A 16,263-nucleotide genomic window follows, 5' to 3' on the forward strand; every position below is an offset into this window, starting at 1 on the left:
CAAGTGTTTGGACGCTTAACCGAAGAACCGTTGGCCGGTTTTGGCCATTTCACGCAGTTTTGCGGTCGGGTGGTACAGCGCGCCCAAATCAGCGTACTGGTCAGCCAGGGCAACGAACTCTGCAACACCGATCGAATCGATGTAGCGCAGCGCGCCGCCACGGAATGGAGGGAAACCAATACCGTAGACCAGACCCATGTCGGCTTCGGCGGCGGTTTCGACGATGCCGTCTTCCAGGCAACGCACGGTTTCCAGGCACAGCGGGATCATCATCCAGTTGATGATGTCTTCGTCAGTGACTTCGCGCTGCTCGTATACGATCGGCTTGAGCACTTCCAGCACCGACGGGTCGGCGACTTTCTTCTGCTTGCCGCGCTTGTCGGTCTCATAAGCGTAGAAACCCTTGCCATTCTTCTGGCCCAGGCGTTTGGCTTCGTAGAGCACATCGATGGCCGAACGACGGTCGTCTTTCATACGGTCCGGGAACCCTTCAGCCATCACGTCACGACCGTGGTGACCGGTGTCGATACCGACCACGTCCATCAGGTATGCCGGGCCCATTGGCCAGCCGAATTTTTCCATGATCTTGTCGATACGGACGAAGTCCACACCCGCGCTGACCAGTTTGGCGAAACCGCCGAAGTACGGGAACAGGACGCGGTTGACCAGGAAACCCGGGCAGTCGTTCACGACGATCGGGTTCTTGCCCATTTTCTTGGCGTAGGCAACGGTGGTGGCAACGGCCAGCTCGCTGGACTTCTCGCCACGGATCACTTCAACCAGCGGCATCATGTGCACCGGGTTGAAGAAGTGCATGCCGACGAAGTTTTCCGGACGCTTGAGGGCTTTGGCCAGCAAGGTGATGGAAATGGTCGAGGTGTTGGACGCGAGGATGGTGTCCTCTTTGACGTTGTCTTCGACTTCGGCCAGTACCGCTTGCTTGACCTTGGGGTTCTCGACGACTGCTTCGACAACCAGGTCAACGTGACCGAAATCACCGTAGGACAGGGTTGGACGAATGGCATTGAGCACTTCAGCCATTTTCGCTGGCGTCATGCGACCTTTCTCAACGCGACCGACCAGCAGCTTGGCGGCTTCAGCCAGACCTTGCTCGATACCGTGCTCGTTGATGTCCTTCATCAGGATCGGCGTACCTTTGGAGGCCGACTGATAAGCGATCCCGCCCCCCATGATGCCGGCGCCCAATACGGCAGCCTGCTTCACGTCTTTGGCGATTTCGTCGTAGGCCTTGGCCTTTTTCTTCAGTTCCTGATCGTTCAGGAACAGACCGATCAAGCTCTGCGCGGCAGAGGTCTTGGCCAGCTTGACGAAACCGGTGGCTTCGATTTCCAGTGCCTTGTCGCGACCGAAGTTCGCGGCTTTCTGGATGGTCTTGATCGCTTCGACCGGCGCCGGGTAGTTCGGGCCAGCCTGACCGGCAACAAAACCTTTGGCGGTTTCGAAAGCCATCATTTGTTCAATGGCGTTCAGCTTGAGTTTCTCAAGCTTGGGCTGACGCTTGGCCTTGAAGTCGAACTCGCCGCTGATGGCGCGCTTGATCAGCTCCAGGGCAGCTTCCTGCAGTTTCTCAGGGGCAACCACCGCATCGACGGCGCTGACTTTCAGTGCGTCTTCAGGACGGTTTTCCTTGCCAGAGGCAATCCATTCGATGGCGTTGTCGGCACCGATGATGCGCGGCAGGCGCACGGTGCCGCCGAAGCCTGGGTAGATGCCCAGCTTGACTTCTGGCAGGCCGATCTTGGCCTTGGTGGACATGACGCGGTAGTCCGCCGCCAGGCACATCTCCAGGCCGCCACCCAGGGCGATACCGTTGATCGCGGCGACAGTCGGGACGTTGAGGTCTTCGAAATCGCTGAAAATCTTGTTGGCTTCGAGGTTGCCAGCGACAAGCTCTGCATCAGGCAGCTTGAAGTTCTCGACAAATTCGGTGATGTCGGCGCCGACGATGAACACGTCCTTGCCACTGCTGACGATCACACCCTTGATCGAAGCATCTGCCTTAATGGTGTCTACAGCCTGACGCAATTCGTTCAGGGTTAGACGGTTGAACTTGTTGACGGACTCACCCTTGAGATCGAACTTCAGTTCGACGATGCCACTTTCAAGAGCCTTAACCGTGATGGCTTTACCTTCGTAAATCATCAACTGATCTCCACGATATGGAAGCTGAACAGTACACGTCGGACGCAGGCGAATGGCTCGGCAGGACGCTGTTCGTCGATGCTAACGCCAATCCACCCGGCACACCCGCCAACGCGATAGTCGGGATTCTGTAGGAGCTGCCTGCAATGCAAACGCTCAATTCATACGCCCGTTTGATTTGGGTACGTCACCTTCACGGAATTTCCGACAATTGTCAATCGCCCAAAATGCGGGTTTAAACGCGACTTTCCGGTCACTTCCGTACCACGAAGACCTGCAACACGCGGATGCATGTGAGGCCATTCATAGAATCAATAGTTAGAAAAGTCGCCCTAATTCCCGGCAACCTGCGTTTAAGCAGCTACGCTAGCGGGGCATTGAGGAAAAAATTTGAACGCTTTTGGCGAATGCCCAGCGTAAGATCAGCGCCACAAAGAATTTCCGGCCTGCCTGGCCAACTCCAGCCCGATGATGATGTCGGGCTTTTTATTGCCTGTCTGTCAGACGCTGCCGCTGGCTTTTGTAGGAGCTGCCGCAGGCTGCGATCTTTTGATCTTGCCGTTATGAAAGGCAAAAGATCGCAGCCTGCGGCAGCTCCTACGAGGAGGATTGCGTTTCAGGCGAGTGCTTTTAGGGTGGCGTCGATGCGCTGCAAAACCTCGGCCTCGCCCTTCTCGCCCCAGTACAACGTGATCATCTGCTTGTCCGCTTCGATTTTGTAAACGTTATCCGGCAACTTTTCGAAATGAATCAGCAACGCCGGATCCTCGCAGACCTCCTGCCACTGATTGACCCATACACCCGGCGACTTCTGCCAATAACTCCAGCACTTGGGGTGATTGCCCCGACGCGGCCGGTGGTACTGCGCGCACGGGCTCGGCGGCTCGTGGCTCAACCAGTGCGGCCACTCCTGAGGCGCCAGTTGCATGGCCAACCCGATGCGCCGCGCCTCCATGCGCAAGGCCATGCGGCCGTTCTGGTGGCGGGACGGTCGCAACCATGCCAGCGGACTCAGTACCACCAGCAGGATTGACACCACTATCCAGACCGTCATATCTGTACTCCCGATTCTTGATGAGCCCATTGAGTCACTTTGGAACCAATGCGCTTGAAACCAGCCATACTTACCAATATTGCAATCCTCAGGAGGAGCACTTCATGCCCTACCACCACATTCTGGTCGCTGTAGATCTAACCGAAGAGTGCGACCCTGTTATCCACCGCGCTCGCGAACTGTCGGTGAGCAACGGCGCGAAGCTGTCCCTGGTGCATATTGTCGAGCCGATGGCCATGGCCTTTGGCGGCGACGTGCCGATGGACCTGTCCCAGTTGCAGCAGCAACAGTTCGATCAAGCCAAGGAGCGCCTTGACCGGCTGATCCTGAAGTATCCGGAACTCTCCAAGGAGTACAGCCACCTGACTTACGGCCAGCCGCGCCAGGAGATTCACCACCTGGCCAAGGAACAGACCTGCGACCTGATCGTGGTCGGCAGCCATGGCCGACATGGCCTGGCGCTGTTGCTGGGCTCCACCGCCAACGACGTGCTGCACGGTGCGCCCTGCGATGTGCTTGCGGTGCGTCTGATCAAAAGCTGAAACACATTGCCCCCGTAGGAGCTGCCGAACGCGGCCCGAGCCTTCGGCAGCTCCTACGAAAAGCCCGACACTCGAGTAACCGAGGTCGGGCTTTTTTATTGCAACTGAATCAATCAGGCATCCAGCTCGGCCCAACGCTCGACCATGACCTCGAGTTCAGCCTGCAACTGCTCAAGCTGAGCAATCACGGCAGCAGTCTCGGCAGCCGGGCGCTGGTAGAAAGCGGAATCCGCCATCTGCGCTTCAACCGCAGCGATCTGCGTTTCCATGGCCTCGATCTGAGCCGGCAACATTTCCAGCTCGCGCTGCAACTTGTAGCTGAGCTTTTTCTTCGCCGCTGGCGCTTCTACCGCAGCCACTGGCGCCGCTTCGGCCGTTACCACAGCGGAGGTCAAGTCGGCTTTGCCGGACTTGCTCTCGGTCACGCCCAGCAGGCGCGGCGAGCCGCCCTGACGCAGCCAGTCCTGATAACCACCGACGTATTCGCGAACCTTGCCTTCACCTTCGAAGACCAGGGTGCTGGTCACAACGTTGTCGAGGAATGCCCGGTCGTGACTGACCATCAGCACGGTGCCGTTGAAGGTCAGCAAGACCTCTTCCAGCAACTCGAGGGTTTCGACGTCGAGGTCGTTAGTCGGCTCATCGAGTACCAGCAGGTTCGCCGGCTTGCTGAACAACTTGGCCAGCAACAGGCGGGCACGCTCACCACCGGACAGCGCCTTGACCGGCGTGCGGGCACGCTGCGGGCTGAACAGGAAGTCGCCGAGGTAGCTCAGCACGTGACGGCTCTGACCATCGATATCGATGAAGTCGCGACCTTCGGCCACGTTGTCGATCACGGTCTTTTCCAGGTCCAGTTGATGGCGCAACTGGTCGAAGTAAGCCACGTCGATGCGCGTCCCCTCTTCCACTGTGCCGCTGGTTGGCTGCAAACCGTTGAGCATCAGTTTCAGCAAGGTGGTCTTGCCGGTACCGTTGGCGCCCAGCAGACCGATACGGTCGCCGCGCTGCAGGACCATCGAGAAGTCCTTGATCAGGAACGGGCCGCCCGGATGAGCAAAGCTCACGTTCTCGAGGACCATCACCTGCTTGCCGGACTTGTCAGCGGTATCCAGCTGAATGTTGGCCTTGCCGGTGCGCTCACGACGCTCGCTACGCTCGTTGCGCAGGGCTTTGAGGGCGCGGACGCGGCCTTCGTTACGGGTGCGGCGAGCCTTGATGCCCTGGCGGATCCAGACTTCTTCCTGCGCCAGCTTTTTGTCGAACAGCGCGTTGGCGGTATCTTCAGCCGCCAGCGACGCTTCTTTGTGCACCAGGAAACTGGCGTAGTCGCCGTTCCAGTCGATCAGACCGCCGCGATCCAGTTCGAGGATGCGAGTGGCGAGGTTCTGCAGGAAGGAACGGTCGTGCGTGATGAACAGCACGGCGCCCTGAAAATCCTTCAGCGCTTCTTCGAGCCAGGCGATGGCACCGATGTCCAGGTGGTTGGTCGGTTCGTCGAGCAGCAGCAGGTCAGGCTCGGAAACCAGGGCCTGGGCCAGCAGGACGCGGCGACGCCAGCCGCCGGACAATTCGGCGAGGGTCTTGTCGGCCGGCAACTGCAGACGGCTCAAGGTGCTGTCTACCAGTTGCTGCAAACGCCAGCCATCGCGAGCTTCGAGGTCGTGCTGGACGTGCATCAGCTTGTCCAGGTCGGCGTCGGTGACGATGTTCTGGCTCAGGTGGTGATACTGCGCAAGCAACTCGCCCACACCGTCCAGGCCTTCAGCCACTACGTCGAACACGGTCCGCCCGTCGGCTACTGGCAGTTCTTGCGGCAATTCGCCAATCTTGAGGCCGGGTGCGCGCCAAACGGAGCCGTCGTCGGGCTTCTGGTCGCCCTTGACGAGCTTCATCATGCTGGACTTACCAGTGCCATTGCGGCCGATGATGCACACCCGCTCACCACGGGCGATCTGCCAGGACACCTTGTCCAACAACGGCGTAGAGCCGAAGGCAAGGGACACATCGCTGAATTTGAGCAGGGTCATGAGCTTCTCCAAAAACCGGGCGCGTATTCTACCTGACTTGAGGCTTCAGAAGGCCGGCAATTTCACCTGTGTAGCACTCTGCATGACAAATGTTGCGATCTTGCACCGACAGGCCGGCAAAGCTTTCGCCCGTTGCTGGCAAAAGGCTAAGCTACAAGCAATCAGTGCTGATGGTGTCAGCACTTGTCATGATTTTTCTGCCCGGATGTCTCATGCGCAGTCGCCTTTTCAGTCTTTTATCGTGTTTGCTTCTCTCTGCCACTGCCGCTCAATCAGTCCAGGCGGTGGACCTGTCCACCCAACGCCAGTATTACGATGAAGCCAAGCGAGCCTTGGCCAACGGCGACTCCGGCCCCTATTTTCGCTACAGCCAGGCCCTCAGTGATTATCCGCTGGAACCGTACCTCGCCTATGACGAGCTGACCGCGCGCCTGAAAACCGCGGGCAACCCCGAAATCGAGAAATTCCTTGCCGAACACGGCGACCTGCCCCAGGCCAACTGGATGAAACTGCGCTGGTTGCGCTGGCTGGCCGATCGCGGTGACTGGGCGACCTTCGTCAAGTACTACGATCCCAAGCTCAATTTCACCGAACTGGACTGCCTGAACGCGCAGTATCAAATCGGGAGCAACCAGAAAGCCGCAGGCTACGCCAACGCCGAAAAACTCTGGCTGACCGGCAAGTCCCAACCGGCGGCCTGCGATGGCTTGTTCGGGGTCTGGGCCGCCGAAGGTCAACTGACCGAACAGAAACGCTGGGAACGCACCAAACTCGCGGCCCAGGCGCGCAATTATCCACTGGCCAACAGCCTGGTGAACGGTCTGACCACCCTCGCCCCTCGCGGTCGCTTGTTGGTGGATGTGGCGCAGAAACCCGAGCTGCTCAATCAGCCGTCGCGGTTTATCCCGGCCGATGAACCGATGTCCGACATCGTCAGCCTCGGCCTGCGCCGCCTCGCCAAGCAGGACCCGGACAAGGCCATGGACCTGCTCGACGGTTATGCCAGCAGCATGCATTTCTCCCGCGATGAAAAAGTGGCGATCGCCCGGGAAATCGGCCTGACCCTGGCACGACGTTATGACCCTCGCGCACTTGATGTCATGACCAAGTACGACCCGGATCTGCGGGACAACACCGTGTCCGAATGGCGTCTGCGCCTGCTGCTTCGCCTTGCTCGCTGGGACGATGCCTATCAGTTGACCCGCCGCTTGCCGCAAGACCTGGCCACCACCAACCGCTGGCGCTACTGGCAGGCCCGCAGCCTCGAACTGGCACAGCCGCAGAACCCGCAAGCGCAGACGCTGTACAAGAGCCTCGCCCGCGAACGTGATTTCTATGGCTTCCTTGCGGCCGACCGTTCGCAGTTGCCCTACTCGCTGGTCAACAAACCGTTGGTACTCAGCCAGGCCACCATCAACAAGGTGCGCAACACGCCGGGTATACGTCGCGCCCTGGAGTTCCACGCCCGTGGACAAGTCGTCGATGGGCGCCGCGAGTGGTACTACGTCAGCCGCCACTTCAACCGTGACGAGATGGTCGCCCAGGCGAAACTGGCCTACGACCTGAAGTGGTATTTCCCGGCGATCCGCACCATCAGTCAGGCGCAGTACTGGGACGACCTGGACATCCGCTTCCCGATGGCCCATCGCGACACCCTGGTGCGCGAAGCCAAGGTGCGTGGCTTGCATTCGAGCTGGGTGTTCGCCATCACCCGCCAGGAAAGCGCCTTTATGGACGACGCCCGCTCCGGCGTCGGCGCCAGCGGCCTGATGCAACTGATGCCCGGCACCGCCAAGGAAACCGCGCGCAAGTTCAGCATTCCCCTCGCCTCGCCACAGCAAGTGCTCGACCCGGACAAGAACATCCAGCTCGGCGCCGCTTACCTGAGCCAGGTCCACAGCCAGTTCAACGGCAACCGCGTCCTCGCCTCCGCCGCCTACAACGCCGGTCCCGGCCGCGTTCGCCAATGGCTGCGCGGCGCTGATCACCTGAGCTTCGACGTGTGGGTGGAAAGCATCCCGTTCGACGAAACCCGCCAGTACGTGCAGAACGTGCTGTCGTACTCGGTGATCTACGGCCAGAAGCTCAACTCGCCGCAGCCGCTGGTGGATTGGCATGAGCGATATTTTGATGATCAATGACCGGTAATACCGGTTACGTAGGAGCTGCGTAGGAGCTGTCGAGTGAAACGAGGCTGCGATCTTTTGATCCTGCCTTGAACCACAAACAAAAATGCCCGCATCGATTGATGCGGGCATTTTTTATGGTGCATTAGAAGCGAAGATCAAAAGATCGTCCGAACGCGGCCCGAGCCTTCGGCAGCTCCTACACCGGTCTCGACGCCTTGCCGATTTTGGTCAATCGATATCGTTGAACTGGGCTTTTAGGCGAGTCAGGGTCAGTCATCTCGATCAGACCGGCCGCCAATGCTGGCTTGAGATAATTCGCCCGGAAGGTCGCCTTATGAGCCAAGCCGACCTTTGCCATCAATTCATTGACCTTGAGCGAAGTGTCGTCCGGAAGCATGCGGAGCAGCTTCGCTACATGGTCGGTTACTTGGTCGGTTACTTGGTCGGTCATGGGTTCACTCCGAACCGCCTCCGCCAGCGCGACACTCAATGCCTGGAGCATAAACTCAACAAAAGGGGTCGACTCGGCCAACTGATCGGCAGCCGACAACGCCGCGTAATATTCATCCTGCTGCTCGCGAATCACCGCTTCGACCGGCAAATAGGCCAACACCGGACGCCACTGACTGAGTATCAAGGTCTGCCATAGACGCCCCATCCGTCCATTTCCGTCGGCGAAGGGGTGAATGAACTCAAATTCGTAGTGGAAAACACAACTGATAATCAGCGGATGCCAGTCAGAAGCTGCCAGCCATGCCAGCAAGTCATCCATCAAGTGCGCGACTCGACTCGGTGGCGGAGCCATGTGGACCAGTTTTTCACCACGGTAGATGCCGACACCTGACTGACGAAACCGGCCGCAATCGTCAATCAACCCATGCATCAGCAATTCGTGAGCTCGGAGTAAATCGGCTCGGCTGCGCGGCTGCCAGTCCGGCAAGGTTTCATACGCGGCGAAGGCGTTGCGTACTTCCTGTATTTCCCGCGGCAAGCCCAGCACTCGCTGGCCAGCCAGAACCGCCGTCACCTGCTCAATGCTGAGTGTGTTGTTCTCGATCGCCAACGAAGCCTGAATGGTACGAATACGATTGCCACGGCGCAGTTGAGGCGTCTGCCGACTATCGCCGACAGCCGTAAGCTGACCAATCTGCTCACTGATCTCAGCGATGAACGCCAGTATTCTTGTGGTCAAGGTCAACGGTGGTTGGTAGCGACTCATATCCTCATCCAAGCATCTCGATCAAGGCAACATGATGCCCGAACAAGCGAGGGGCGGCAGCCTTCATTCAAGATCAGAAGATCGCAGCCTCGTTTCACTCGACAGCTCCTACACAGCCCGCACAAAGGTCCTAAACAGCGCCTACAGGTGCAGATCGAGCTCGGCCTTGCCGTCGTTGAACTGCAGCGCCGCTAGCCGCGCATACAACGCATTGCTCGCCACCAGTTCCTGATGCGTGCCCACGGCGACCAGTTTCCCTTGATCCATCACCGCAATCCGGTCAGCGTTTTTCACCGTGGCCAAGCGATGGGCAATGACCAGGGTGGTGCGGTTTTTCATCAGGCTGGGCAGGGCTTGCTGGACCAGGTGTTCGCTTTGAGCGTCGAGGGCACTGGTGGCTTCGTCCAGCAGCAGGATCGGTGCGTCCACCAGCAGCGCCCGGGCGATGGCCAGGCGTTGGCGCTGGCCGCCGGACAAGCCGAGGCCGCCGTCGCCGAGGTGGGTCTGGTAGCCGTTGGGCATTTGCTCGATGAAGTCGTGGGCGTAGGCGATTTTTGCCGCTTCCTGGACCTGGGCCAGGGTCGCACCCGGATTGCCGTAGCGGATGTTCTCTTCGATGCTGCCGAAGAACAGTGCCGGGTTTTGCGAGACCAGCGCGAAGCAGCGGCGCAGGTCCAGTGGATCAAGCTGAGTCAGCGGCACGCCTTCCAGCAGGATGCGTCCTTCGGCGGGATCGTAAAAACGCAGCAGCAAGTCGTACACCGTGGACTTGCCCGCACCGGACGGCCCAACCAGCGCCAGGGTTTCGCCCGCGTTGATCGTCAGGTTCAAGCCGTCGACAGCGAAGCTTTCAGGACGCGACGGGTAGGAAAAGCGCACATCCTGAAGCTCCAGATTGCCCTTGACCCGTTCCGGCAAGGTCACCAGGCCAGTACTCGGTGGCTGGATGATATTTTCCGAACGCAGCAATTCGGCAATCCGTTCAGCGGCACCGGCCGCCCGTTGCAATTCGCCAATCACTTCGCTCAACGTGCCGAAGGCGCTGCCGACGATCAGGCTGTAGAAAACAAACGCCGCCAGTTCACCCCCGGAAATCCGCCCGGCGATCACATCCATGCCGCCGACCCAGAGCATGACGCCAACCGCCCCCAGCACCAGCACGATCACCAGCGTGATCAACCACGAACGCTGGACGATGCGTTTGCGCGCCGTTTCGAACGCCTCTTCCACGGTAACGGCAAAGCGTTGCTCGTCCTGGACCTGGTGGTTGTAGGCCTGCACGGTTTTGATCTGGCCGAGGGTTTCGGAGACGTAGCTGCCGACATCGGCAATCCGGTCCTGGCTCTCGCGCGACAGGCTGCGCACCCGACGGCCGAAGATCAGGATCGGCGCGACCACCAATGGCAAAGCGATCACCACGATGCTGGTGAGTTTGGGGTTGGTGATAAACAGCAACACGATCCCGCCGATCACCATCAGCAAGTTACGCAGGAACAGCGATAGCGACGAGCCGATCACCGATTGCAGCAGGGTGGTGTCAGCGGTCAACCGCGACTGGATCTCGGAACTGCGGTTGTCTTCATAGAAACCCGGATGCAGGTAAACCAGATGATTGAACACCTGACGACGGATGTCCGCGACAACGCGCTCGCCGATCCACGACACCAGATAGAAGCGTGCAAAGGTACCGACGGCCAGTCCAACCACCAACACCATGAACAAACCGATGGACTGATTGAGCAAATGCGGTGACTGGGTCATGAAACCTTGATCCACCAACAGGCGAATCCCCTGCCCCATGGACAAGGTGATGCCCGCAGTGACAATCAGCGCCAGCAAGGCACCTAAGGCGTGCCAGCGATAAGGCGCAATAAAACCACTGGCCAGGCGAATGGCACGACGGTGACGGGAAGAGAGCATCGGGATCATCCAGGTTCGCAACACAAGCGTTGATGGGACCAGCCTACACACTCAATGGGGTGGAACGCTGTAAATCACAATGAGTCAGGTTAATTATGACCGCCAAGACTAGCGCCTAGACGCTATTGGTCTAAAGTCCGGGTGGCAACGCCGAAGTATTTCTGGTGGACTGGTATTGCCGACCTGGAAGATCGCAGGGAGTTGTCACAGCCCGGTCACCTGGCGGTTTTAGAGTAGGCACACAACCTGATGAGGAGACAGGCCATGTCCTTGCAAAACAGCAGCGATGACAAAATTGAAGTGATTCGCACGCAGCCGCACCAGTCTCTGGGTTGCTCGATTATTGATGAGAATGGGCGCGAAGTACCGATCACCGAAGACATGATCCAGGACGCTTGCCGCGAACTGGAGAAGCGATTGGTCAAGCCTGCCGAACAAAAGTGATATAGCCACCGTCTTCTTGACCCGGCCCTGCTTGGCCGGGTTTTTTATGGGTGTTTGTTTTGTCTGGCTTTTGTAGGCGCTGCCGAAGGCTCGGGCCGCGTTCGGACGATCTTTTGACTTTGATCTCTAAAAACAAGATCAAAAGATCGCAGCCTGCGGCAGCTCCTACAGAGACCCGATCAGGATCCTTTAGATTGATGTTGCGCCCAGTGCCGCGATGATCTGGCGCAATACCGGCGAATTCCCCTCAATGCGCACCTGCAACCCGTCAATCTCGCGCCGCAACGGATAATGCTTGCGCAGCGCATCGAACGCCGCACGCTGCTCGCTGACATGACCGACAAGGCTGCGGCGAAAATCTGCATCGTCGCGACGCGGGTCGTACACGCCGCGGCACACCATCGCCAGCGCCCAGGCCGGGTCGCTGTCAGCGTTCAAGGTCACGTGTGATAACCAGGGCGCCGGCAGCAAATCGCTCAGGCTGACCTGGGCCGGCTGACCGAGAAAGTCGCAATACGCCTGATAGATCTGCGCCGTGCCGCGTTGTTTGCCGTCGAGGCTGTAACCGGCGATATGCGGGGTCGCCAGCACGCAGAGTTCGGCCAGTGCCACATCGACCTCAGGTTCGCCCTCCCAGACGTCCAGCACCGCTTGCAGGTCTTCACGCTGCAGCAACACCTGACGCAAGGCGGCGTTGTCCACTACCGGACCACGACTGGCATTGATCAACCAGGTGCCGGGCTTGAGTCGATTCAAACGGGGTTTGTCGAACAGATGCCAGGTCGTTTGAGCGCCATGCTTCTTTAAAGGGGTGTGCAGGCTGATGACGTCGCACTGCTCGATGATCTGTTCAAGGCTGACGTAATCGCCGCCCTCAACCGCTTGCCGTGGTGGATCGCAAACCAGCACGTTCCAGCCCAGACCTTTCAGCACGTTGACCAGCCGCCCCCCTACCTCCCCCGCACCGACCACACCATAGGTGCGCTGCGTCAGGTCGGCGCCTTCGATTTCGGCCAGGGTCAGCAGACTGCCAAGCACATAGTCGACCACGCCCCGGGCATTGCAGCCGGGCGCGCTGGACCAGGTAATGCCGGCCTGCTGAAAGTAATCCAGATCCAAGTGATCGGTACCGATGGTGCAGGTGCCGACAAACTTCACGTTGCTGCCTTCGAGCAATGCGCGGTTGACGTTGGTTACCGAGCGTACCAGCAACACATCGGCCTGTTCGACGGTGGCACGATCGATGGAACGCCCCGGCACCCGGCGGATTTCGCCGAAACCTTCGAAGAATGCATCAAGTAGCGGGATATTTTCATCGGCAACAATCAGCATGGCGAAGCTCCTTTGGCGGATCGGCAGTTTAGGCGTAGATGCCGTGTCCCGCCTAGCACACATCCCGCGTAGGAGCTGCCGAGTGAAACGAGGCTGCGATCTTTTGACCTTGACCTTTGAAACAAGATCAAAAGATCGCAGCCTCGTTTCACTCGGCAGCTCCTACGCGGGTGTCTGTGCGCGCAAAAGAAGATTACAAATCCCTAACACAGCTCTTTTCCTGACCACTGCGTCAACGGGTAGAATGCGTCGCCTTACGCATCAAATCTCCCTGGACGCTTCGCCCTTGAATTCCGTAACTGACCGCCCCGCTGCAACCACCCTCACCCGCCCGGCCCGGGTTCGCCTGGAGCTGAAAAACCTGTTCGCCCTGGCGCTGCCGATCATGATCGCGCAACTGGCGACCACCGCCATGGGCTTCGTCGATGCGGTGATGGCCGGCCGGGTCGGGCCACGAGATCTCGCCGCCGTGGCGCTGGGCAACTCAATCTGGGTGCCGGTGTTCCTGCTGATGACCGGTACGTTGCTGGCGACCACGCCGAAAGTCGCCCAGCACTTCGGCGCCGGCACTCACAGCGAGATCGGCCCGATCGTGCGTCAGGCGCTATGGCTGGCGCTGGTGGTGGGTTTGATGGCGACCGCCATGCTCATCGCTGCCGAACCGATCCTGCACATCATGAAGGTCGACCCCGAGCTGATCGGCCCGTGCATGCAATACCTGCATGGCATTGCCAGCGGTTTACCAGCGGTCGCGTTCTATCATGTGCTGCGCTGCTTCAGTGACGGCATGGGCCGCACTCGTCCGGCGATGAACCTCGGCTTGTGCGCCCTGGCGCTGAACATCCCGCTGAACTACATCTTCATTTATGGCCACTTGGGCGTACCCGCCATGGGCGGCGCCGGCTGTGGCTGGGCGACGGGGATTGTGATGTGGTTCATGGCCCTCGGCATGGCAGCCTATACACGCTGGGCGCCCGCCTACCGGAAAAGCGAGCTGTTCAGCCGCTTCGACTGGCCACAATGGTCAGTGATCAAACGCCTGCTGGGCATCGGCCTGCCGATCGGCATTGCGGTATTCGCCGAATCGAGCATCTTCGCCGTGATTGCCCTGCTGATCGGCAGCCTCGGCGCAACCGTCGTGGCCGGCCACCAGATCGCGCTGAACGTCAGCTCGCTGGTCTTCATGATCCCTTACTCGCTGGGGATGGCCGTCACCGTGCGCGTCGGCCAGGCATTGGGCCGCAATGAACCGCGTGAAGCCCGCTTCGCCGCGGGCGTCGGCATGGGCAGCGCGCTGGCTTATGCCTGTCTCTCCGCAAGCATGATGTTGTTGCTGCGCGAACACATCGCAACGATCTACACCGCCGACCCGACGGTGATCCATGTGGCGGCGATGCTGATCGTGTACTCGGCGCTGTTTCAGTTTTCCGATGCGCTCCAGGTCACGGCAGCCGGCGCACTGCGCGGCTATCAGGACACGCGGGTGACGATGATCCTGACACTGTTCGCGTATTGGGGGATTGGCTTGCCGGTGGGTTATGCCCTGGGCCTGACCGATTGGTTCGGCGCGCCGAGTGGCCCGAGCGGGCTGTGGCAGGGTTTGATCGTGGGCTTGAGTTGCGCGGCGCTGATGCTGTCGATCCGCCTGACGCGCAGTGCACGCAAGCGGATCCGCCTCAGCCAGTCGGCGGGTTAAGCGAGTTTCTTGCGGATCCAGTAGAGGTAGGTACCGGCCTCTTCATGCTGCGCAACCAGTTCGTGGTCGAGGAACACGCAAAACTTGGGGATATCGCGACGGGTCGACGGGTCGGTGGCGATCACCTTGAGCAAGCCGCCGGGCGCCAGGTCACGAATGTGCTGGTGCAACATCATCACCGGCTCCGGACAGTTGAGGCCGGTGGCGTCGAGGGTGCCGTCTACCGGCGTATCAAGCATTTCACTCATGATTCACTCCTGAAACTGGCCGGCATTGTCGCGCATTGCCGGGTGTTCGGTCATCTGTGTCATAACACGGCCCGAGCCTTCGGCAGCTCCTACAGGGATGGCGTACATCCTGGCCCGCCGTTGTAAGCGATGATCAACGGGACTTGGGTTTCTTCACATCAATCCGGCGCAAATGGCAGGTCACTTCTTCGCGGTCGTGGTACAGCTGCTTGCAACCGATCTCGACCTTGATGCCGCGCTCCTTGAAGCCATCGGCGATGCGTTCGAGCAAGCGCTTCACTTCCGCGTAACGCTGTTTCATCGGCAGCTTGAGGTTGACCACCGCTTCGCGGCAATGCCCTTCGCCAATCCACTCTTCCAGCATCGCAGCGTTACGCGCCGGTTTCTCGACGATGTCGCACACCATCCAGTCCACTGGCTGCCGAGGCTTGAAGGTAAAACCGTCGGCCATCAAGTGCTGCACCAGGCCGGTGTCCATCAGGCTTTCGGCCATCGGGCCGTTGTCGATGGCGGTCACCAGCATGCCACGGTTGACCAGTTGCCAGGTCCAGCCGCCGGGCGCAGCGCCCAGGTCAACGCCGGTCATGTCGCTGTGCAAACGCTCGTCCCACTGGTCGCGCGGGATGAAATGGTGCCAGGCCTCCTCCAGCTTCAGGGTCGAACGACTTGGCGCGTCACGCGGGAACTTCAGCCGTGGAATGCCCATCGGCCACATCGCCGAGTTGTTCGACTCGGCCAGACCGACGAATACTTCACGGCCGCTTTTGAAGGTCAGCAACAGACGCGGCTTGCTGGCGTCTTCCACCAGTTTGCCGGCTGCCATCAGCGCTTTGCGCAGGTGACCTTCGAACTTCTTGCAGAAGTTCGACAGTTCCTTGCCATCGTTGGTGTCGACCATTTCCAGCCATAGGCTGCCGCAAACCGGGAAGTCGACAATGTGCGCCAGGATCACGCTGATGCGGTCGGTTTCCGGCAGATCGATGAAGATCCCGCGAGCCCATTGGCGCGGGAAGATCAATTCGGCAAAACGCTGGCCCCGCATCAGGCGCTCGGCGCCGTCTTCCTCGGTGCAAATAAATTCGGCGCAGGCGCTGGCGGTCTTGGCCTTGGCATAACCGGCCACGTTCAACCGTGCGGCGTGTTCGGAAATCTCGGAACAGACTTCGCCTTCGAAGCCCGGCCGGCAATGCATAAAGAGGGTGTTCATTCTTACTCCTGGGCAGATGGCGAGAAATTCAACCACTGCACGATGCCCAGGCTTGCGTTGAAGCAAAGCCTGTCACGAAAAACGCCGCATGATAGCCGAGTTCGGAACCCAGGGTCTGTTGATGCTTGCTGACGACCGCGACGCAGACCCATTTGGCGCTGGGCAAGGCGCGAGGAACGCAGTTTGGTTGTTCCAAATAAGTTCCGAGCAACGCAGCCCAGCGCCAAATGGGTCGCGTCCCTTCGGGTTGCGCGCTAACGTGTGCGAGGCTGCGTTGCG

General features: G+C 59.6%; 12 protein-coding genes. 4 read left to right on the top strand and 8 right to left on the bottom strand.

What is annotated here, in order from left to right; genetic code table 11:
• Positions 1–15 precede the first annotated feature (15 nt).
• Positions 16–2,163 carry a fatty acid oxidation complex subunit alpha FadB gene (gene fadB / locus JFV26_RS12805; RefSeq protein WP_201192832.1) on the bottom strand — a complete coding sequence of 716 codons (2,148 nt, stop codon included), beginning with the start codon at positions 2,161–2,163 and terminating at the stop codon, positions 16–18.
• A 616-nt stretch (positions 2,164–2,779) separates the two neighbouring features.
• Positions 2,780–3,217 (bottom strand): hypothetical protein, encoded by a 438-nt coding sequence (locus tag JFV26_RS12810; protein ID WP_201192835.1) that lies wholly within the window; start codon positions 3,215–3,217, stop codon positions 2,780–2,782.
• A gap of 104 nt (positions 3,218–3,321) precedes the next feature.
• On the opposite strand from JFV26_RS12810, the gene JFV26_RS12815 reads away from it, so the two are divergent.
• Positions 3,322–3,759, top strand: a complete 438-nt coding sequence (locus JFV26_RS12815; RefSeq protein WP_077748224.1) for a universal stress protein — start codon at positions 3,322–3,324, stop codon at positions 3,757–3,759.
• Between the two features lie 113 nt (positions 3,760–3,872).
• Here the strand turns inward: JFV26_RS12815 and JFV26_RS12820 are convergent, their stop codons facing one another.
• Positions 3,873–5,789: an ATP-binding cassette domain-containing protein gene (locus JFV26_RS12820; RefSeq protein WP_201192838.1), complete on the bottom strand. Its 1,917-nt coding sequence runs from the start codon at positions 5,787–5,789 to the stop codon at positions 3,873–3,875.
• A gap of 212 nt (positions 5,790–6,001) precedes the next feature.
• On the opposite strand from JFV26_RS12820, the gene JFV26_RS12825 reads away from it, so the two are divergent.
• Positions 6,002–7,930, top strand: coding sequence for a transglycosylase SLT domain-containing protein (locus JFV26_RS12825; RefSeq protein ID WP_201192841.1), 1,929 nt, complete (start codon positions 6,002–6,004; stop codon positions 7,928–7,930).
• A gap of 184 nt (positions 7,931–8,114) precedes the next feature.
• Here JFV26_RS12825 and JFV26_RS12830 read toward each other — a convergent pair whose 3' ends face one another.
• Together JFV26_RS12830 and JFV26_RS12835 are read right to left on the bottom strand one after the other, a co-directional pair.
• Positions 8,115–9,137 carry a Fic family protein gene (locus tag JFV26_RS12830; protein WP_201192844.1) on the bottom strand — a complete coding sequence of 341 codons (1,023 nt, stop codon included), beginning with the start codon at positions 9,135–9,137 and terminating at the stop codon, positions 8,115–8,117.
• A 141-nt stretch (positions 9,138–9,278) separates the two neighbouring features.
• Positions 9,279–11,066, bottom strand: coding sequence for an ABC transporter transmembrane domain-containing protein (locus JFV26_RS12835; protein ID WP_201192846.1), 1,788 nt, complete (start codon positions 11,064–11,066; stop codon positions 9,279–9,281).
• Positions 11,067–11,321: 255 nt separating this feature from the next.
• Here JFV26_RS12835 and JFV26_RS12840 point away from each other — a divergent pair, with 255 nt between their 5' ends.
• The gene (locus JFV26_RS12840; protein ID WP_201192849.1) at positions 11,322–11,501 is read left to right on the top strand and encodes a PA1571 family protein; all 180 of its coding nucleotides are present in this window, start codon (positions 11,322–11,324) and stop codon (positions 11,499–11,501) included.
• 189 nt (positions 11,502–11,690) lie between these two features.
• On the opposite strand, the gene pdxB is transcribed toward JFV26_RS12840, so the two are convergent.
• Complete coding sequence (pdxB, locus tag JFV26_RS12845) at positions 11,691–12,833, bottom strand: 4-phosphoerythronate dehydrogenase PdxB (RefSeq protein WP_201192852.1); 1,143 nt, start codon at positions 12,831–12,833, stop codon at positions 11,691–11,693.
• A 286-nt stretch (positions 12,834–13,119) separates the two neighbouring features.
• On the opposite strand from pdxB, the gene JFV26_RS12850 reads away from it, so the two are divergent.
• On the top strand, positions 13,120–14,529 hold the full coding sequence (locus tag JFV26_RS12850; protein WP_201192856.1) for an MATE family efflux transporter: 1,410 nt from the start codon (positions 13,120–13,122) through the stop codon (positions 14,527–14,529).
• On the opposite strand, the gene tusA is transcribed toward JFV26_RS12850, so the two are convergent.
• Both tusA and rlmM read right to left on the bottom strand, forming a co-directional pair.
• On the bottom strand, positions 14,526–14,777 hold the full coding sequence (tusA, locus tag JFV26_RS12855) for a sulfurtransferase TusA (RefSeq protein ID WP_054054315.1): 252 nt from the start codon (positions 14,775–14,777) through the stop codon (positions 14,526–14,528). The two genes, JFV26_RS12850 and tusA, sit on opposite strands and share 4 nt — an antisense overlap.
• 133 nt (positions 14,778–14,910) lie before the next feature.
• Entirely contained in the window at positions 14,911–15,984 is a 1,074-nt protein-coding gene (gene rlmM / locus JFV26_RS12860) for a 23S rRNA (cytidine(2498)-2'-O)-methyltransferase RlmM (RefSeq protein WP_201192860.1), read from the bottom strand.
• Positions 15,985–16,263 lie beyond the last annotated feature (279 nt).

It is taken from the genome of Pseudomonas sp. TH31 (assembly GCF_016650815.1).
In the GTDB taxonomy this organism is placed as follows: Bacteria; Pseudomonadota; Gammaproteobacteria; order Pseudomonadales; family Pseudomonadaceae; genus Aquipseudomonas.

What these genes read in the sequence shown, in the direction of transcription:
- pdxB (WP_201192852.1), bottom strand. Translation starts at nt 12,833, where the DNA reads ATGCTGATTGTTGCCGATGAAAATATCCCGCTACTTGATGCATTCTTC.
- JFV26_RS12830 (WP_201192844.1), bottom strand. Translation starts at nt 9,137, where the DNA reads ATGAGTCGCTACCAACCACCGTTGACCTTGACCACAAGAATACTGGCG.
- tusA (WP_054054315.1), bottom strand. Translation starts at nt 14,777, where the DNA reads ATGAGTGAAATGCTTGATACGCCGGTAGACGGCACCCTCGACGCCACC.
- JFV26_RS12815 (WP_077748224.1), top strand. Translation starts at nt 3,322, where the DNA reads ATGCCCTACCACCACATTCTGGTCGCTGTAGATCTAACCGAAGAGTGC.
- JFV26_RS12825 (WP_201192841.1), top strand. Translation starts at nt 6,002, where the DNA reads ATGCGCAGTCGCCTTTTCAGTCTTTTATCGTGTTTGCTTCTCTCTGCC.
- JFV26_RS12810 (WP_201192835.1), bottom strand. Translation starts at nt 3,217, where the DNA reads ATGACGGTCTGGATAGTGGTGTCAATCCTGCTGGTGGTACTGAGTCCG.
- JFV26_RS12835 (WP_201192846.1), bottom strand. Translation starts at nt 11,066, where the DNA reads ATGATCCCGATGCTCTCTTCCCGTCACCGTCGTGCCATTCGCCTGGCC.
- fadB (WP_201192832.1), bottom strand. Translation starts at nt 2,163, where the DNA reads ATGATTTACGAAGGTAAAGCCATCACGGTTAAGGCTCTTGAAAGTGGC.
- rlmM (WP_201192860.1), bottom strand. Translation starts at nt 15,984, where the DNA reads ATGAACACCCTCTTTATGCATTGCCGGCCGGGCTTCGAAGGCGAAGTC.
- JFV26_RS12820 (WP_201192838.1), bottom strand. Translation starts at nt 5,789, where the DNA reads ATGACCCTGCTCAAATTCAGCGATGTGTCCCTTGCCTTCGGCTCTACG.
- JFV26_RS12840 (WP_201192849.1), top strand. Translation starts at nt 11,322, where the DNA reads ATGTCCTTGCAAAACAGCAGCGATGACAAAATTGAAGTGATTCGCACG.